The organism is Duganella sp. Root1480D1 (genome assembly GCF_001427305.1).
GTDB lineage: Bacteria > Pseudomonadota > Gammaproteobacteria > Burkholderiales > Burkholderiaceae_D > Rugamonas.
On the sequence record NZ_LMFZ01000034.1, the window covers coordinates 98,118 to 113,959 of the forward strand.

Consider the following 15,842-nt stretch of genomic DNA (forward strand, 5'->3'; position numbering starts at 1 on the left):
GCCCCATTCTATCCCTAAGCGAAAAATTAGCATTTCCCCTATGGATCTAGTATTCTTCCGGCAACTTCTTTCATCGAAAGGAAACCCCATGAAGTTGAAAATCCTGGCAACGGTGCTGGCCTGCGCGGCCGCTACGACTGCCCAGGCCGCGCTGACGGCCGACCAGGTCAAGACCTTTACGCTCAATAACGGCATGAAGTTCATCGTGCTGGAAAGTTCGAGCATTCCGAATGCCACCATGTATACCTTCTTCAAGGTCGGCTCGCGCAATGAAGCGCCAGGCATCACCGGCCTGTCGCACTTCTTCGAACACATGATGTTCAACGGCTCGAAGCATTACGGCCCGAAGATGTTCGACCGCACCATGGAAGCCAACGGCGGCTCCAACAACGCCTACACCAATAGCGACGTGACGGTGTACCAGGACTGGTTCCCGGCCTCCTCCCTGGAAACCATCTTCAAGCTGGAAAGCGACCGCATCGCCAACCTGTCGATCGATCCAAAGATGGTGGACAGCGAGCGCGGGGTGGTGCTGTCCGAGCGCAGCACTGGCCTGGAAAACTCCAATGCGCAGATGCTGATGCAAGACCTGGACAGCGTCGCCTTCGTGGCCCACCCTTATGCAATTCCAACCATCGGCTGGGAATCGGACATCAAGGCATGGACCCAGAAGGACCTGGAAAACTACTTCCGCACCTACTACGCGCCGAACAATGCGGTGTCGGTGATCGTCGGCGATGTAAAGTTCGACGACGTCAAAAAGCTGGCCACCAAATACCTGGGCGGGATTCCGAAACGCGCAGCGCCACCGGCTGTGCGCACCGTGGAGCCTGAACAGAAAGGCGAACGCCGCGTGTTCGTGGCCAAGCCTTCCGCCACTTCGGCCAACTTGATCGTGGCATATAAGGTGCCTGAACGCGCTTCCGCCGATACTTACGCGCTGAGCGTGCTGCAATCCCTGCTCACCGATGGCAAAACCTCGCGCCTGTACAAGGCCCTGGTGGAGACCCAACTGGCAACCAGCGTCACCGCCGGTAGCGGCGACGGCTTCGACCCCGGCCTGCTGTACCTGATGACCGTTGCCGCCGCTGGCGTGGAACCGGCCAAGGTCGAAAAGGCCATGCTGGACGCGATCGACAAGGTGGTGAAGGAAGGCGTGAGCGATGAAGAACTGCAGAAGGTGAAGAATACCAAGCTGCTCGACATCTATCGCCATCAGGAAACCATCAACGGCAAGGCGCAGATGCTGGGCAACTATGAAGTCTTCAACGGCGACTACAGGAAAGCCTTCGACGCCCCTGCCGCCTACGAGAAGCTGACGACCGCCGACATCCAGGCCATCGCCGCCAAGTACCTGAAGAAATCGCAGCGCACCATTGGCGTGCTGGACGCGAAGGAGCACTGATTAATGAAAAAACTGATTTCCGTAGCGCTCACCGGCGCAGTCGCAGCCTCCGCGCACGCCGCTGAATTCAAGCTGCCCGCCTTTGAAACCGCCAAGCTGCCAAACGGCCTGACCGTCTACATGATGGAACGCCACGACGTGCCGCTGATCGCAGTGCGCGCTGTGGTCAAAGCGGGCGCCGTCAACGACGGCAAGCAAGCCGGCCTCGCCAACCTGACCGGCGACGGCGTGCTACTCGGTTCCGCCAGGCATAGCAAGGCCGAAATCGACCAGGCCTTCGACTTCCGCGGCGCAGTGCTGGCCGGCGGCGGCGGCAGCGAACAGTCGACCGTTGCAGCCAATTTCGCCCGCAAGGACACCGACACCCTGCTGCCGCTGTTCGCAGAACTGGTGCAAGCGCCAAGCTTCGACGCCACAGAACTGGACAAGCTGCGCACCCGCAAGGTCGATGGACTGAAGCAGGCCAAGGAAAGCCCGCGCATGGTGGTCGGCAACTACTACCGCGCCATGCTGTTCGGGAATGCGGCTTACGGCAATCCGGCTTCGGGCACCGTCAACAGCCTGACCGCGCTGAAACAGGACGACGTAAAAGCCTTCCACCAACGCTACTTCCGCCCGGATAACGCAGCGCTGGTCGTGGTGGGCGACTTCGATCCAGCCGAAATGCGCAAGAAAGTGGAAGCACTGTTCGGCCAATGGAAGGCCGAAGGCAGCGCCCCGCAGCGCACCAGCTACGGCGCGGTGCAGGCCGACAAGGCGCGCGTGTGGGTGGTGAATAAATCCGACGCAATCGAAACCACCTTCCTGATCGGCGGACCTGGCATTGCGCGCAATGATCCCGACTATGTGCCGCTGCAGGTGCTGAATACGGTGCTGGGCGGTCGCTTCACCTCATGGCTGAACGACGAACTGCGCGTGAACTCCGGCCTGACTTATGGCGCCAATTCGGGCTTCAATACGCTGTCGCAGACCGGCACGTTCTCGATCTCCAGCTTCACCGCCCTGCCGAAAACGGAAGCCGCGCTGGATCTGGCGTTGAAGACTTACGACCGCCTGTGGAGCAAGGGCATCGACAAAGCGACGCTGGATTCGGCCAAGGCGTATGTGAAAGGCCAGTTCCCACCACGCTACGAGACCAGCGAGCAACTGGCATCCCTGCTGGGTGACATGTACGCCAACGATGTAAGCCGCAGCCAGATCGACAACTTCATGAAAGACGTCGACAGCCTGACGCCGGAACGCGCCAAGCAACTGGTTGAGAAGCACTTCCCGCGCAAAAACCTGCAGATGGTCCTGGTGGGCAAAGCCGCCGAGATTGGCAAGATCGCCGCCAAGTATGGCGAAGTGACCAAGCTCGAAATCACCGCCGACGGCTTCCAGCCATGATGAAAGTCGGGGTCAGCTCCGGCAATCGGACACGACGTGTCCGATTGCCGGAGCTGACCCCGACTTCTAAAATGCATGGCGCAGGCGTAGCGCCAGCGTTTCTCTTACCGGCGAGAGGGCTCGCTCGCTGCCGTCCTTCCCTTGTTGGCGCATTGCCGAGAACATCAGGTGCGTGCGTGCGCTGAGTGCGTAATCGGCCTGGCCGTGCCATACCCGGCTGCTGTCGTCCAATCCCAGATACACTCCTGCGCCCACGTCCCAGGCGCCGGCTGCCTTCGACACCGTCAGGCTGGCGTAGTGCTGGCGTGTGCCCAGGCTCGGGAGGCGGCCGGCCAACGTGGCCAGTACATGCGGCGGCAGCTTGGCTTGTGCCTGCTGCCGTAACGTTTCATACTCTTCGTCCGCCATGCCTTGGCCGTTGTAGGAGTACTCGAACTGCAACTTCGGTAGCCAGGCTGGGGTCAGCACAATGCCTGCGGTGGCGCGGGTGTAGCGGGAGGCTCCGCCTGCGCGGTATGCGGAGGCGTACCAGGACAGGGCGTCGGCCGGCGCCGCACTGAGCGTGGCGCCAACGCCGGCATGTTCGCCATGTGCCTTGCGCAGCACCATGCCCGCGCTGATGGCGTCGAATTCATAAGCGAATTTGAGGATGGTTTGCACGCGCTTGTCGGCCTGCCTCGCGTGCAGGGCCGCAGCGCTGGCGCGCTTGCCGCTCCACGACAGCACCGCCATCGGGATACCTTCGGAGTTGCCGAGCGTGTCCAGCGGGTCGCTCAGGTCCGTGCGCTTTTGCAGGAAGCCTAGCGGCTGGTTGATATATGAGGGGTCCAGCGCATACAGGCGCTTGCCCAGCGATAGCGATGCGCCGTCGCCCAGATCAAATGCGCGGTTCAGCTCTTGCAGCACGGCCTTGCCGCGCGTGCCATCGAGGTCGGTATTAAGCGCCTCGGTACGCACGCGCCAGGTGATCTCATGCTGCCGCCCTTCGAACAACGCCACGGCACGGGTGCCGCTGCCTGCAATGCCGAGGAAGTTGTCGCGATTGAGCGGCGTGTCTTGCAGGATTGTGCGCTCCTGCGCTCCCAGCACGAAGCCGCCAGTCCAGTCTTCGCCAGCCGAGGCGTCACACGGCGCGGTGGCCGCGACGGCTGCCGCCAGCGGCAGGCATTGCAAGCCCTTCATTGCTCCAGCGTGCGCGGGTTAAACATATTGGCAGGGAATTCCGCTGCCCTCACCTTTTCGAATACGACCCGCGTTTCCTCGCTGGGCTGTTGCGGGTCGGCGTAGCGCGTAGTGGGGGGCAATCCGCCTTTCGCGGCCTCGAAAGTGGCAATCTTCAGTAGCTTGCCGCTGGCGACATACAGCATGGCCTTGAGCGGCACATAGCGGCCGTCCTGGCGCGCCGCCAGCAGTGTGATCTTCGCATAGGTAGCGGCTTCGCTGCGGCTGCGCAGTTCGAGCGCAACGCAGGATTTTGCGGGACAGCCATCAGCCTCGCTTTCCTGCACGGCTGCGTCGTAATCGTGGCTGAATCGAATGCGCGACAAGTCGCCGATGTTGGCTTTGCCCAGCAAGGTTTGCAGGGGTGTCAGGCGAATCGCGCGGCGTGTGCGCGGGGCGTAGAAAAACAAGCCGCTGTCGGTGGTCAGGAACTTCTGTCCACGCTGGTCGACGCTGGTCGCTTCCACCAGCACCTGGTTGTAATTGGCGCCACGGATCACGTAGGTGCCGGGCTCCTGGCCGTTGCCGGTCTCGATCCGCACGCTGGCTTCAAAGCTGTTGACCGGCATGCGGTACTGGTCCACCTGTTGCAGGATTTCGGTGGCACTTGGCGCCGACGCTTGCGCTGCACCGGCAGCCGTCATCAGGATCAGGAATCGTTTCATCATGGTCTAGTTGGAAGTCAGGATGGCCTTCACCGGCATGCGGCCAATGCGGCGGCTGGTCAGCCAGGCGGCGGCCATGGCGAGCAGCGGCAGCACGGCCACAATCGCGAAGCTTGGCTGGTAAAGCCATAGCAGGTGCAGCGGCACGCCGACGTTGCGGCCAGGCGGCGGTGCCAGTTCGATGCCTGCGGCATTGATCGCCAGCGTCGCCAGCCATGCCGTGGTGCCGCCCGCCAGAGCGCCAAACACGCCTTGCAGCAGGCCTTCGAACATGAACAGGCGCCGCACCATCGCTTGCGGGATACCCATGGCGCGCAGGGTGCCGATTTCCTTGCCGCGCTCGTAGATCGTGGCAAGCGTCATCGCCGCGACGCCGAGGAAAACGATCAGGCCGATGATGGCGCCGAAAACCACGAATTGGTTGCGGAACAATGCCAATACTTGCGGGTAAAGTGGCGCCAGCTCCTGCCAGCGCTGCAGGCGCAGCTTGCCGCCGACCGCCTGTGCGATGGTGGCCGACAACGCATCGGCGCTCGCCGTGTCCTGGTATAGCACCGACAGATGGGAGATCTTTTTCGTGCGCAGCAACTCCTGCGCGGTTTCGATTGGAATCTGCAGCGTGTAAAGATCGCGCTCGGGAATGCCGGTAGCGATGATGCCTGCGACGTCCACATCCATGGCATTCACGCTGCCCTGCACCGTCGTGGTCATCATTGTCAACGACTGACCGGGCTGCACGCCAAGCCGGCGTGCCATTTCCCTGCCGATCAGGACCTGGTAGCGTCCTTGCTCGCCCGCATGCAGCGGCTCGCCCTGTGCCAGCACCTGAAAAGCGCCATAAGCCTGTCTTTCGCGCAGTGGGTCGACACCCTGGGCTTCAAAGTTCAGTGTGCGCGGGCCATTCGAGACCAGGCCGCTGAATTGAAGGCGCGGCACGATGCGGCGCACGCCTTCCATCGGCACCAGAAGCGCTTCGATGCGGGCACGCTCGGCGGCGTCAAGGCCGTATTGGAGCGGCTGTTCCGCGTAACCGTCCACCGGTGGCACGGCGCTGATTTGGGCGTGGCCCAAGCCGCCGCGGATGGTGCTCTCCCGCAGGCCATCCAGCGAGGCGGCAATGTAGGCGGCAAACAGCAGCAAGGCCAGCGTGCCGATGGCGATGGTCCCGCCAAGCAGCAGCGAACGGCGGCCATTACGCAGCACGTTGCGATGCGCCAGCACCAGCCATTGCATCATGCGGCCACCTTGCCGTCTTCCAGGCGCAGCACCTGGCCCGCCATGTCCATCACGCGCTGGTCGTGGGTGGCGATGATGAAGGTGGTGCCAAGGTCGCGATGCAGGCGCTCGACCAGTTCCAGCATCTGCTGCGCGGTCTTGCTGTCAAGGTTCCCGGTGGGTTCGTCGGCAATCACCAGCTTGGGACGATTGACCAGGGCTCGCGCAATTGCCACGCGTTGCTGCTGGCCGCCGGACAATTGTGCCGGCGTGTGGCCGAGGCGGTGTTCCATGCCGACCAGGGACAGGGCTTCGGCTGCAGCCTTGCGTCGTTCGTGCTTTGGCAGCGCGCGGGTAGCCAGGGCGAGTTCCACGTTCTCCTGCGCGGTCAGGGTTCCGACCAGGTTGAAGTTCTGGAATACGAAACCAAGCTTGCGGTTGCGGAAGGCGTCCAGTTCATGCTCCGGCAAGGCGTCCAGCGCGGCGCCATCGAGGTGGATGCTGCCGCTGTCCGGCTGTTCGAAGCGCGCCAGCATGCCGAGCAAGGTGCTCTTGCCGCTGCCCGAAGGTCCGGCAATCGCCACAACCGAGGGTTGCGCCACCCGGAAGGAAACGCCGTCCAGCGCGGCAATCCGCTCCTCGCCGCGACGGTAATGCTTGCTGACTTGCCGGACATCGACGATGGCAGCCATCAGTACACCATGTCCAGTGCGATGTCGTTGGTGCCGGGCTCGATGTCGATGCGCGCATCGTCAAACGTTGGCGGGCCATAGTGACCGCGCGCGTTGCGGGAAAAGCCCCAGCCTTCCTGGGGCATGCCGTTGGCTGACTTGTCCAGCCTTCCGTTAAGGTTCTCGTCGTGGTAGACCATGACGGCATAGCTACCGGGTGTCACGCCGGGGAACTTCAGCACATTGCCTGCGATCGCTGGCTGCACCGCGAAGTATTGGCAGGCCTTCAGGAAGGAGTTCTTGTTGCAGATGGCTCCCATCAGCGCGCCTTTCTGCCCTGCGATCCCGCCCAGGGTGACATTCACGGTTGCCGTGCCGGTTGCCGCCGGCTGGCGGACGCCGAAAGCATAAGCTGTGGCGGCCCCGGCAAGTGCCAGCAGCAATGCACCGGCGATCGTCCGCATGTTCGTCTTCTTCAATCCAGAGCTCCTTTTAATGCAGGTCGCGCGGCGTCCAGCCGAAGCGGCGAACCGCCAGCACCAGGCAGGCACACATCATTGCGATCAATACAGCGATGCTGTAGGCGTCGCCCTTCCAGCTCATGCTGCCGGTCAGCGCGTGGCGGATGCTGGCCATCATGGCATTGAGGGGCAGGTATTCGAGTGCGTCGCGCAGCAGCGGCGGCAAACCGCCCAACGGGATCATCAGGTTACCGGAGAACAGCAGCGGGAAATACAGCAGGTTGCTGGCCATGGTGACGCCGGCCACGCTGCGGCTGAGCGCTGCCAGCAAGAGTCCCAGTGCCAGGAAGGCTGCGCAGCCCAGTGCCAGCATGCCGCTTGCGGCTGCAATGCCGCTTGCGCCGGCATGCACTTTCACGCCATACACGGCCCAGGCGACGGCAAACATGGCGGCGCTGGCCAGCACGATGACAACGAGGCGCGACAGGCACCAGGCCAGCACCACCACGCCAGTCGGCATTGGAAAGAGCTGGTACAGGCGGAACATGCCACCCTCGCGCGCGGCCACCAGCGGACCGGCGAAGCCCATCAGGCTGGTGGACAGGATGACCAGACCGGCCAGCCCGCTGACCAGGAACAGGCGGTAATCAAGCGCCCCGGCTGCCGGCGCAGGCGGCGCGGGCAGCACCACGCGCGGCTCGTCCTGCAAGCCGGCAAGGTTGTACGCATCGCTGAAGCCGCGCAGCATGCCGTAGCTGGCTTCCAGCGTGGGGCCGGCGCTTAGCGTGGTTTCGAGCTTCATCTCAGTGCTATGGCCAGCGCGTATGGCTTCGGCGAAGCCGGCCGGGATGGTGAGCTCCAGGTCTGGCTTGGCGCCAAGTGCCGGCGCGATGACGTGGAATTCGACGCTGTTTTGCAGGCGCAGGCCGCGTGCCAGCTCGCTGGCATAGCTTGCGCTCTCCGTGCTGCGGTCCATGTCGCGCACGACCAGTGTTACCGGGCCCAGTTTTGCTTCCTGCCCGAACAAGGCCATTTGCATCATCAGCATCAGCAAGGGGAAGGCAAAGGTCCAGAACAGGGCCAGTCGGCCGCGCAGGAAAAGCGCCAGGTCGGCGCGCACCAGGTGCAGCAGCTTTTTCATGCGGCCCCTCCTTTGGTCAGGTCGGCCAGGAAGTCTTCGATGGTCGACGCTTCGAGGCTGAAGTTGGCGATCCCATGCTGGTCGATGAAGCGGCGGAATCCCGCATCGAAGCCTTGTGCGCCCTGGAGCTGCCAGCCGCCTGGCGTTGTTTCGCAGCGCAGCAGCGCGGGCAACGCGTGCATGGATTGTTCGGCCTCGCCGGACAGCTCCTGGCCGATGCGTGCTTTGAAGCGGCCCACCCGGCGCGACAGCAGTTCATCCAGCGAACCTCCGTCGACCAGCCTGCCTTTTTCCATGCAGAGAATGCGGTCCATCGCCAGCAGGTCGGCCGGAATGTGGGAAATTTGCAGCAAGGTGGTTGGCATGCCGGCCAGCAGCTCGCGCAAGGCGCGGGCGTGCCATTCGTCAAGGCCCAGCGACGGTTCGTCGAGCAGCGCCAGCTCAGGCACGTGGGATAGTGCCAGCCAGAGCATGACGCGCTGCTTCTGGCCGCGCGACAGTTGTTGCCAGAGCTTGGTGCGCAGCTCTTCCATGCCGAGCGCGCGCGTCACTGCCGGCTCCGTGCGGGCGTAGATCGTTTCGTGCATCGTCATGACTTCGCTGACGCGCATCTGCCCAGGCAGGTCGGCGCTTTGCAACAGGCCGCCCAGTTTCTGCCTTACTTCAGGGTTGCCCGGGTCGCCGATTGCCAGCTGGATCTTGCCACTGCCTGGGGCACGCAGGCCGAGAAGGGTCTCCAGCAAGATGGTTTTGCCGCTTCCGTTGGGGCCGACCACGGCGACGCGTTCGCCCTTGCGCAGGGCCAGCTCGCCTGGCTTCAGCGTGAAACCGGATGGGAGGCGCAACTCGATGCCGAGCGCTTCGAGGGCGACGGGCGCAGGCGTTTCACCGGACGGCGCGGCGGAGGCGGTGTCCACCAACACCGGCCCGGGTGCCGAAGGAGCAATCGCCAGCACTGCGTCACCGGGATCGATGTCGTTATCGAGCAGCATTTCGCGGGCATGGGCGCGGTACAGTGGGTGCCCCATCGCTTCCCGCAACATGCCGGCGCCGCGGTCGCGGTCACCACCGTAATTGGGCGGTGCGTGCAGCAGCAGCGAGGCGTGGTGGATCAGCAGGTCCGGGTCGCCGGCGATCAGTTCCTGCGCTTTGCCGAATGCGTGCAAGGCGTTCTGGCCTGCCGTGGCGACCTTGATGATATTGGGCTGCGCGAGCAGGATGGCGAGTATCGCGCGCACGCCGCGCCAGAGCCATTGGCGGCCGGCTGGCAGGATGTCGGCGGCCTTCAGCAAGGCGTCGATGCCGGACTCTTGCTCAGGCGGCAGCTTGGCGCCGCTGTGGACGTGGAGCAGCGCCTGGTTCAGGCGGGCACTGAGCAAAGCGTCCAGCAAGGAGGGTTGCGTGTGGAATGGCTCCGCCTCGATCAGTGCAATGGCGGCCGAGAGATCTTCGGCGCGCTTGCTGCTCCACGCGCTGAAGATCGCTTGCTGTGATTGCGCGACCAGCACGCCATAGTCGGAGTCGGAGCCGATGGCGTCGCCTTGCGCATCCGCCGCGGCGATCGGGATGCCGCTAGCCTGCCCTGCCAGCTCGGCGATCTGGGCGTCGCTGGCCGCGCGCGAGACGGCACGGAACAGCGAAACAAGCGCTTGCGTGCCGCCACGCGCATCGACCGCTTCAAGCAGGTCGGCGCCGACGCGGCAAGCAGCGCGGTAAGCATCAATGCCCGCGCCAGCCGATGCGCCGAACATGGCATCGCCGTCGCGGGACAACATGGTGCGCAACGGTGGCGCAAGCTCCGGCCGCCGGGGCAACGGCGTAGCGCCGCCAAACCGATTGGCAAACAACTGGGCCAACCCTTCATCCAGCAAGCGCACGCCGCAGGTCAGGAAGCAATGCGCAACCTCATGGAACACAACCGCGCGAAGGCCGTCGGAATAGCCTTCCGACCGGGTCGAGAGCCGCACCATGGCCAGGCCTGGCAAGCTCTCCATCGTCAAATGCATGTCGCGTTCCGAAGGCACGCATTGCAGCAGGATGCACGGCGTCGGCAGACCCAGGAAAGCGGCGCAAGCGACTACCGCCTCCTCGAAATTGCGCAGCAGCGCAGGCGGCAATTCTTCTCCACCCAGCACATGGACGCTGCCGCAAGAACGCCACGCGCGCCGCCCGGCCAACATATCCTGCAGGATCGGATAGGCATGGAAGCGCCCGCGCAGCGCGAACAGGCGCTCCAGTGCCTGCGCCGCGCCGTCGCTATCGCCCGCCGCGGCCAGGCGCAGCACTGCAACCGCCGCATCGCGCAGCCACAACTCGCTATCCTGCCAGCCCGGCGCGTCGTTCATTCGTCCTCGCTGGCAACAGGTGCAGGCGGCGTTTCGCGGCCGAGCAGCATGACGGATGCCACGGTCTCCGTCACGCCGTCGATATCCAGCAAGGCCGCCAACTCATCATCGTAATAGGCGCCATAGACCAGGGAGCCAAGCCCCAGGCCTTGCGCGGCGAGACACAGGTTCTGCGAAGCGTGTCCCGCCTCCAGCATCGACATGCGGTAGCCACGCGCTCCGTATTTGGCGGTGGCGCGCTGTGGAACGCTGGTCATCACGCACACAACTGGTGCCTTGACGCCGGACTCACCCGACTTCACTTCCGCGCTGCCGAAAGCATCGCCGTGCTGCGGCTTCAACATGCGCAACAGGTGGTTGCGGGCGTCGTAATGCGCGATGCAAGGCTTGATGCCTTCCACCTCGTTGAGAAAGAAATAGAATTCGGTCGGATACAAGCCCCCGGGCGACGGGTAAGAACGGAACGCCAGTTTCACGTGCGGCGCGATATCGCTCTTCGCCATGCGGCGCACGCGCAGCGCATGGTGCAGGAGGCTGGAGAGCTCCTGCAGCGTCATGGCGCCGACAAAGGCGCGCGCGCTCTTGCGCAGCTCCAGCGCTTGCGCCAGTTCGCCCAGCGCCAGCACCGGCTCCGGCAGCTCGATCACAGGGCAGGATGGGAAAGCGTTGTAGCCTGCCGCACCGCGCGCGATATAAGCCGGATGGCGCAGGAAGCGCACGATGTTCTTCACCTGCCCCATCAAGGTGGCGCGGTGGAACTTGGTCTGCTCGTGCAGGATCTCGGCCGGATCGTCGATATCGAACTGGCCCGCCATGGCCTGCGGCGGCAGCAACTCCTGAAGTGTCTTGGTCATGGGAACGGATGCGGTTCGAGGTTAGGTTCAGGCACGCCCGGCAGGCCCCAGTGCGCGGCGATGGCGCGCAGGCGGCGCTCGTCGCGGCTCACCAGGCCGTCGCCGAACAGCAGCGGATGCAGGCCGGGAATGAACGCGCGCAGCACGCAAAAGCCCAGGCTTGCCACGTCGGCCGAGGTCACGTCAACTGCGAGGGCGCGCAGGCCCATGACCTTCAGTCGCGCCAGCAAATCCCCCATGCCGGCCAATTGGCGCAGCGACGGATCGTCCGACGACACCATGGCCTCGCTCGTGAACAGGAAGTCCATCGCGCCCTGGCGCGAACGGTCCAGGAAATAGGCGAAGTGGTCGCCCGGATTGCGGATGGCCGACTGCTCCGGCAGCGGCGTGCCGGCCGCCAGGATCGAGCTGCCCCACACGTAACCGTGGAAGGCTTCCACCACAGCCTTGTTAATGGCGGTTGCTACGTCGAGGTGCGCGCTGGCGCCGAGCGACATGGTGCCGTCGTTGCGGCTGCGCGCAAGGCACAGCACCACCGGCATGCCGACATCGGTGGTGATATCCCACAGGTGCACCTCCAGGCTTGGGTGCGCCAACTGGCGGCGCACGCCGGGCAACAGACGTTCCATGGTCGACGGCGCAACCGCCAGCTTGCGCGGCGCATATTTCATCTGCCACATGGCGGCGAAGGCATCGCGCTCGATCACTTCGGCCAGGCCGCTCAGCAGCGCCCTGCCCTCGTCCATGCCGGTCGCCAGGCCGGTCGAGGAAGACTGCATCACGATCTCGCGCTTGTCCTTGACCTGCATGCCAAGGTAGACCATCTGCGCCGGCACATAGGTTTCGCGCGACGGATCCATCAGGTCGGCGGCAGGCGCCCAGGCGCGCACCACGGCGCTGTCGTCGGCCGCGTATTCAAAGCCTTCCCCGTATTGCTGCGGTGCGAACAGCACGAACTGGCCCGGACCGACCGCCGCATCGCCCAGCGCATCCTGCGAGGCATACAGCACCTGGTCATCGAAGTGCGCAGCGGCCGCATAGCGCTCCACCGCCTCGCCGAACGCCGCCCACATGGCTGAAGTACGGTCGAAGGCAGCGCCGGAACCAGCCAGGCTCGCGCGGTCGGTATTCGGGTTGTTGGCTTTGCCGCGCGCCGGGTCGATCATCATGCTCTTGATGTCCACCATCAGGGCATTGAAGACGAACAGGCCGCGCGCGTCGGGGTGTTCGGTTTCTTCCAGCAGCGACGTGATGATGCCGTGGCGGCGGTGCACCAGGGCGTCATGTACCAGGGCCAGTTGGCCCGCATCGGACAAACGCTCCATGGCTCAGGCCCGACGGCGCAACAGCGCCTGCTGGAATACGCTGCCCACCGGGCGTTCGGTGCTGGCAGTGCCGCACACCTGGCACCGCGGCAGGCGCAGCACGCGCGAACGCACGATTTCGCCGCTGGCACTGTCGATTTCACTGAACACGCTCTGCTGCAAGCCCTCCAGCGTGCCGGCCAGGAATTGCAGCGCCACGCGCGAAGCTTCGGCCACGCCGAACTGCACGGCCAGGCGGCTGGGCAGCGGGTGGTACAGGATATTCTCGGACTGGCTGCGCATATCGAATTCCGCCACGAACTTGCGGGTCGAGCGCACGCGGTGGAAGTAGCATTCGTAGCAGCCGGTGGCCTTCGGCAGCACCAGCGGGCCGCAATGCACGGTGTTCCAGTCGATGCCGACAAACAGCGCCGGCCATCCGGCGGCAACCGCCTTGGCATTCATGGCGCGGAACAGCGCGATATCGTCGAAGTCGGACGCCACCAGCAGCAGCGCGCGGCGTTCGCCCTTGTCGGGCAAGGGGCCGTCGCGCACCACGCGCTCGACCTGCACACCAAGTTCGGTCAGCGAAGCGGCCAGCGCATCGGCGCAGGAACCGGTGCCGGCCAGCGCCAGCACCCAGTTGGACTTGTCGTACTGCGGCCGCTGGGCTGGGCCGGACATGCCGTCCTGCTCGCGCCGATGCTGCAGGTGATGGAAGGTAGCGTCGCCGCCGGTGCGCCCGTTATGCTTCAGCAGTACGCGCGCGTCGACCAGCGCATTGACGGCCGCTTCCACCGCCTCGGGCGGGAAGCTCTCGGCGCGCGCGTCGAGCAGTTGTTTCAGCGTGACGCCATGCGCGGCGTCCGCCAGGATGCTTTTCAGGATGCCGACCCGGTCTTCCACCGTAAAACGGCGGCCGACGACGGAAATGGCAATCTTGTCTTCGCCCAGCGTGGTTACTTCGGCCAGCGGCGAAATGTACAGGGACTCACTCATTCTCTTAACCAATCTCAGAAAAATGGCGTGGCACCGGCACCGGTGCGTAAGGCAACGGCGCCGGTGTCCGGACTTAACCGTTTAGCAGCAGCAAGAGCAGGAGCAGGTGCAGCAGGAGACGCTCACGTCGGCCAGGGCGCCGCTCATGTCGTCCATCAGGTATTCCGGCTCGGTGGAGTCGGTGATCTGGATGTGGGTGGTTTCAATCAGAATGGTCATTTCTCTGCTTCCTTTTGAGTTTTTAAGAGAATGGCCGTGCCATATGCGAAACCAGCATATGCAAATGCGGATTTCGCATTGGGCACGACCGCTCAGGAAGGTAGCATGAAACTAAACTACAACTAGTAGAAGAAACATTCCAAAAATATTAACTTTTTAGTTGCTAGCAAGCATTAAATGGGTACCGCCGCCGAGGCGCAAATTGTCGCCGCGCCCAGCAAAATAGCGGGTTTCAAGGGCATCACGCCCAAAATCTTGCACTGTGGAAAAATTTAAATCCCGTAGTCGCGCACACAGTTCGATGGGATCAAAAAACGACAGCCAGGGCTCGCCCTGCTCGGCATAACGGCGCGCAAAATACTCGACGCCGGCCCTTTCCATGTTGTCGAGCAGCTCCGGCTTGACGCCGTAATCGAACACGATGCCGCTGCCGGCAGGCAGGCTGGCGACCAGGCGCAGCGTGTCGAAAATGGCGGCCTCGGTCAGGTAGAGCGTGACGCCGAGCCAGGAAAAGAACACCGGCTGGTCCAGGCGGCAACCGGCCGCGCGCAGCGCATCGGCCAGCGCGTCGCGTTCGAAATCGACCGGCACGAAACGCAGGCTGTCCGGCACCGTGATACTGCTGGCGGCCAGCAGCTTGCGCTTCCACGCCTGTGTCGCCGGATGGTCGACTTCGAACACCTGCAGCGCCGCGTCATGCTGGCGGCGGCAGGCGAAGGTATCGAGGCCGGCGCCCAGCACCACGTATTGGCGCACGCCGGCAGCAGCGGCGCGCGCCAGTTCGTCTTCGGCAAAGCGGCTGCGCACGGCCATGGCGGCACGCAGGATGCGACTGAAACCAGCGTCGTAGGAACGCGCATTGGATTGCACTTGCACGCAGTCTTCCGGCCCCAATACCGGCAGCGCCAGCGGGTCGTCGAAGATGGCGGGAGTGTCCAGCAACTGGTGGGCGGCGCGCAGGCGCGCTACCATCAGCGCGCTGCGGCTAGGCTGGCCTTCGCTGAGCAGGTGGCTGGACATGGAGGCTTACATGCCCTGCGCTTCGATGTCGGCCAGCGACTCGCGGCCTTTTTCGGTGATGGCAAAACCATCTTCCGTCGCCACGATGTGTGATTTCTTGCCCAGGAACAGGGCCACGTCCTTATCCGCCACCGCACCCGGCGCGTCGGCCAGTGCACGCAGTGCCATCACGCAGCGGCGCAGGAACAGCTGCTGGCGGCCGGCATCGGTCAGGATGATGGCGCCGCTGCGCTCGAATTTGATGAACTTGATGCCGGACAGGCGTTTGCTGTTGCGGCCAACGCAAGCGCTGGGCTTGCCCTTGATGCCGCGGGCAATCTCTTCCAGCGCGTTGAATTCGTCGGTGCTCAGTTTTTCGTTTTTCATTGCTCGTATTCCATGATGGTGCCTTTGCAACCCATCATGGTACGCGCCCGCACCGGAGGCGGCAAGCTTACTTGAGCGTGCGCAGCGCCAGCCACATCAGCGCCAGCCCTGTGACGGCACTCGCACAGACCAGCGCCTGGACACGGCGGCTGTGCAGGTCAATACGGCGTTTAAGGTAGATCTTGTTGTGCAGGGAATTGCCCATCGCGGCCTCCGACGAAGAAAAAGCGTGTGTCGATGACCTATTATAGATAGCGGATCATGACCCGCTCGTGACAGCGCAAAATATATTCTATCAGCGCAACACTTATTACCTTTTAGCAAGCAAGCGACAACGAGCGCGGGGCGCTGGTAGCATCGGCAACAAGGAGGGTCCAGCATGGAACAGCCAGCAAAATCACAGCCGGAAAAAGGCCGCCATTTCATTGAAGAAGCCGACATCGGCAGCGGCGAAAAAACGCCGGGCGAGCAGGATACCGACGAGCAGATTCGCCAGATCCCGCCCTTGCCCGAACCAGGCGTCAAGCCTGCATCGGCGGGGGTTTCGGCACCGGTTCCTCGATAGGCGGC

General features: G+C 63.8%; 17 protein-coding genes. 3 read left to right on the forward strand and 14 right to left on the reverse strand.

The window, feature by feature from the left end; all coding sequences use genetic code 11:
• Positions 1–88 precede the first annotated feature (88 nt).
• Together ASD58_RS21310 and ASD58_RS21315 are read left to right on the forward strand one after the other, a co-directional pair.
• A complete protein-coding gene (locus ASD58_RS21310) occupies positions 89–1,405 on the forward strand; it encodes a pitrilysin family protein (protein WP_057263230.1) in 1,317 nt (438 codons plus the stop codon).
• A gap of 3 nt (positions 1,406–1,408) precedes the next feature.
• The gene (locus tag ASD58_RS21315) at positions 1,409–2,791 is read left to right on the forward strand and encodes a pitrilysin family protein (RefSeq protein WP_057263231.1); all 1,383 of its coding nucleotides are present in this window, start codon (positions 1,409–1,411) and stop codon (positions 2,789–2,791) included.
• Between the two features lie 66 nt (positions 2,792–2,857).
• Here the strand turns inward: ASD58_RS21315 and ASD58_RS21320 are convergent, their stop codons facing one another.
• The 14 genes from ASD58_RS21320 to ASD58_RS31940 form a co-directional block, all read right to left on the reverse strand.
• Entirely contained in the window at positions 2,858–3,973 is a 1,116-nt protein-coding gene (locus ASD58_RS21320; protein WP_057263232.1) for a hypothetical protein, read from the reverse strand.
• Complete coding sequence (locus ASD58_RS21325; protein WP_057263233.1) at positions 3,970–4,680, reverse strand: outer membrane lipoprotein-sorting protein; 711 nt, start codon at positions 4,678–4,680, stop codon at positions 3,970–3,972. The genes ASD58_RS21320 and ASD58_RS21325 overlap by 4 nt, the downstream gene beginning before the upstream one ends.
• A 3-nt stretch (positions 4,681–4,683) precedes the next feature.
• The gene (locus tag ASD58_RS21330; RefSeq protein ID WP_057263234.1) at positions 4,684–5,913 is read right to left on the reverse strand and encodes an FtsX-like permease family protein; all 1,230 of its coding nucleotides are present in this window, start codon (positions 5,911–5,913) and stop codon (positions 4,684–4,686) included.
• Positions 5,910–6,584, reverse strand: coding sequence for an ABC transporter ATP-binding protein (locus tag ASD58_RS21335; protein WP_057263235.1), 675 nt, complete (start codon positions 6,582–6,584; stop codon positions 5,910–5,912). The genes ASD58_RS21330 and ASD58_RS21335 overlap by 4 nt, the downstream gene beginning before the upstream one ends.
• The gene (locus ASD58_RS21340) at positions 6,584–7,042 is read right to left on the reverse strand and encodes a DUF2141 domain-containing protein (protein ID WP_057263236.1); all 459 of its coding nucleotides are present in this window, start codon (positions 7,040–7,042) and stop codon (positions 6,584–6,586) included. Before ASD58_RS21340 ends, ASD58_RS21335 begins: the two co-directional genes overlap by 1 nt.
• Positions 7,043–7,055: 13 nt before the next feature.
• The gene (locus tag ASD58_RS21345; RefSeq protein WP_057263237.1) at positions 7,056–8,165 is read right to left on the reverse strand and encodes an ABC transporter permease; all 1,110 of its coding nucleotides are present in this window, start codon (positions 8,163–8,165) and stop codon (positions 7,056–7,058) included.
• Positions 8,162–10,510, reverse strand: coding sequence for an ABC transporter ATP-binding protein (locus ASD58_RS21350; RefSeq protein WP_057263238.1), 2,349 nt, complete (start codon positions 10,508–10,510; stop codon positions 8,162–8,164). Before ASD58_RS21350 ends, ASD58_RS21345 begins: the two co-directional genes overlap by 4 nt.
• On the reverse strand, positions 10,507–11,364 hold the full coding sequence (locus ASD58_RS21355) for a SagB/ThcOx family dehydrogenase (protein WP_057263239.1): 858 nt from the start codon (positions 11,362–11,364) through the stop codon (positions 10,507–10,509). Before ASD58_RS21355 ends, ASD58_RS21350 begins: the two co-directional genes overlap by 4 nt.
• Positions 11,361–12,689, reverse strand: a complete 1,329-nt coding sequence (locus tag ASD58_RS21360) for a YcaO-like family protein (RefSeq protein WP_057263240.1) — start codon at positions 12,687–12,689, stop codon at positions 11,361–11,363. The genes ASD58_RS21355 and ASD58_RS21360 overlap by 4 nt, the downstream gene beginning before the upstream one ends.
• Before the next feature lie 3 nt (positions 12,690–12,692).
• Positions 12,693–13,667 carry a TOMM precursor leader peptide-binding protein gene (locus ASD58_RS21365; protein WP_057263241.1) on the reverse strand — a complete coding sequence of 325 codons (975 nt, stop codon included), beginning with the start codon at positions 13,665–13,667 and terminating at the stop codon, positions 12,693–12,695.
• Positions 13,668–13,748: 81 nt separating this feature from the next.
• Positions 13,749–13,886, reverse strand: coding sequence for a hypothetical protein (locus tag ASD58_RS31435; RefSeq protein WP_154668206.1), 138 nt, complete (start codon positions 13,884–13,886; stop codon positions 13,749–13,751).
• Positions 13,887–14,042: 156 nt separating this feature from the next.
• Positions 14,043–14,906, reverse strand: coding sequence for an SAM-dependent methyltransferase (locus ASD58_RS21370; RefSeq protein WP_057263242.1), 864 nt, complete (start codon positions 14,904–14,906; stop codon positions 14,043–14,045).
• Positions 14,907–14,912: 6 nt separating this feature from the next.
• Positions 14,913–15,272 carry a hypothetical protein gene (locus tag ASD58_RS21375; protein ID WP_057263243.1) on the reverse strand — a complete coding sequence of 120 codons (360 nt, stop codon included), beginning with the start codon at positions 15,270–15,272 and terminating at the stop codon, positions 14,913–14,915.
• 67 nt (positions 15,273–15,339) lie between these two features.
• Positions 15,340–15,477: a hypothetical protein gene (locus ASD58_RS31940; protein ID WP_200951649.1), complete on the reverse strand. Its 138-nt coding sequence runs from the start codon at positions 15,475–15,477 to the stop codon at positions 15,340–15,342.
• Positions 15,478–15,651: 174 nt separating this feature from the next.
• On the opposite strand from ASD58_RS31940, the gene ASD58_RS21380 reads away from it, so the two are divergent.
• Entirely contained in the window at positions 15,652–15,837 is a 186-nt protein-coding gene (locus ASD58_RS21380; RefSeq protein ID WP_057263244.1) for a hypothetical protein, read from the forward strand.
• The last annotated feature ends 5 nt before the right edge of the window (positions 15,838–15,842 follow it).

Excerpts from the sequence above, each read along its gene's own strand:
- ASD58_RS21310 (WP_057263230.1), top strand. The coding sequence starts at position 89 with ATGAAGTTGAAAATCCTGGCAACGGTGCTGGCCTGCGCGGCCGCTACG.
- ASD58_RS21315 (WP_057263231.1), top strand. The coding sequence starts at position 1,409 with ATGAAAAAACTGATTTCCGTAGCGCTCACCGGCGCAGTCGCAGCCTCC.
- ASD58_RS21320 (WP_057263232.1), bottom strand. The coding sequence starts at position 3,973 with ATGAAGGGCTTGCAATGCCTGCCGCTGGCGGCAGCCGTCGCGGCCACC.
- ASD58_RS21325 (WP_057263233.1), bottom strand. The coding sequence starts at position 4,680 with ATGATGAAACGATTCCTGATCCTGATGACGGCTGCCGGTGCAGCGCAA.
- ASD58_RS21330 (WP_057263234.1), bottom strand. The coding sequence starts at position 5,913 with ATGATGCAATGGCTGGTGCTGGCGCATCGCAACGTGCTGCGTAATGGC.
- ASD58_RS21335 (WP_057263235.1), bottom strand. The coding sequence starts at position 6,584 with ATGGCTGCCATCGTCGATGTCCGGCAAGTCAGCAAGCATTACCGTCGC.
- ASD58_RS21345 (WP_057263237.1), bottom strand. The coding sequence starts at position 8,165 with ATGAAAAAGCTGCTGCACCTGGTGCGCGCCGACCTGGCGCTTTTCCTG.
- ASD58_RS21350 (WP_057263238.1), bottom strand. The coding sequence starts at position 10,510 with ATGAACGACGCGCCGGGCTGGCAGGATAGCGAGTTGTGGCTGCGCGAT.
- ASD58_RS21355 (WP_057263239.1), bottom strand. The coding sequence starts at position 11,364 with ATGACCAAGACACTTCAGGAGTTGCTGCCGCCGCAGGCCATGGCGGGC.
- ASD58_RS21360 (WP_057263240.1), bottom strand. The coding sequence starts at position 12,689 with ATGGAGCGTTTGTCCGATGCGGGCCAACTGGCCCTGGTACATGACGCC.
- ASD58_RS21365 (WP_057263241.1), bottom strand. The coding sequence starts at position 13,667 with ATGAGTGAGTCCCTGTACATTTCGCCGCTGGCCGAAGTAACCACGCTG.
- ASD58_RS31435 (WP_154668206.1), bottom strand. The coding sequence starts at position 13,886 with ATGACCATTCTGATTGAAACCACCCACATCCAGATCACCGACTCCACC.
- ASD58_RS21370 (WP_057263242.1), bottom strand. The coding sequence starts at position 14,906 with ATGTCCAGCCACCTGCTCAGCGAAGGCCAGCCTAGCCGCAGCGCGCTG.
- ASD58_RS21375 (WP_057263243.1), bottom strand. The coding sequence starts at position 15,272 with ATGAAAAACGAAAAACTGAGCACCGACGAATTCAACGCGCTGGAAGAG.
- ASD58_RS31940 (WP_200951649.1), bottom strand. The coding sequence starts at position 15,477 with ATGGGCAATTCCCTGCACAACAAGATCTACCTTAAACGCCGTATTGAC.
- ASD58_RS21380 (WP_057263244.1), top strand. The coding sequence starts at position 15,652 with ATGGAACAGCCAGCAAAATCACAGCCGGAAAAAGGCCGCCATTTCATT.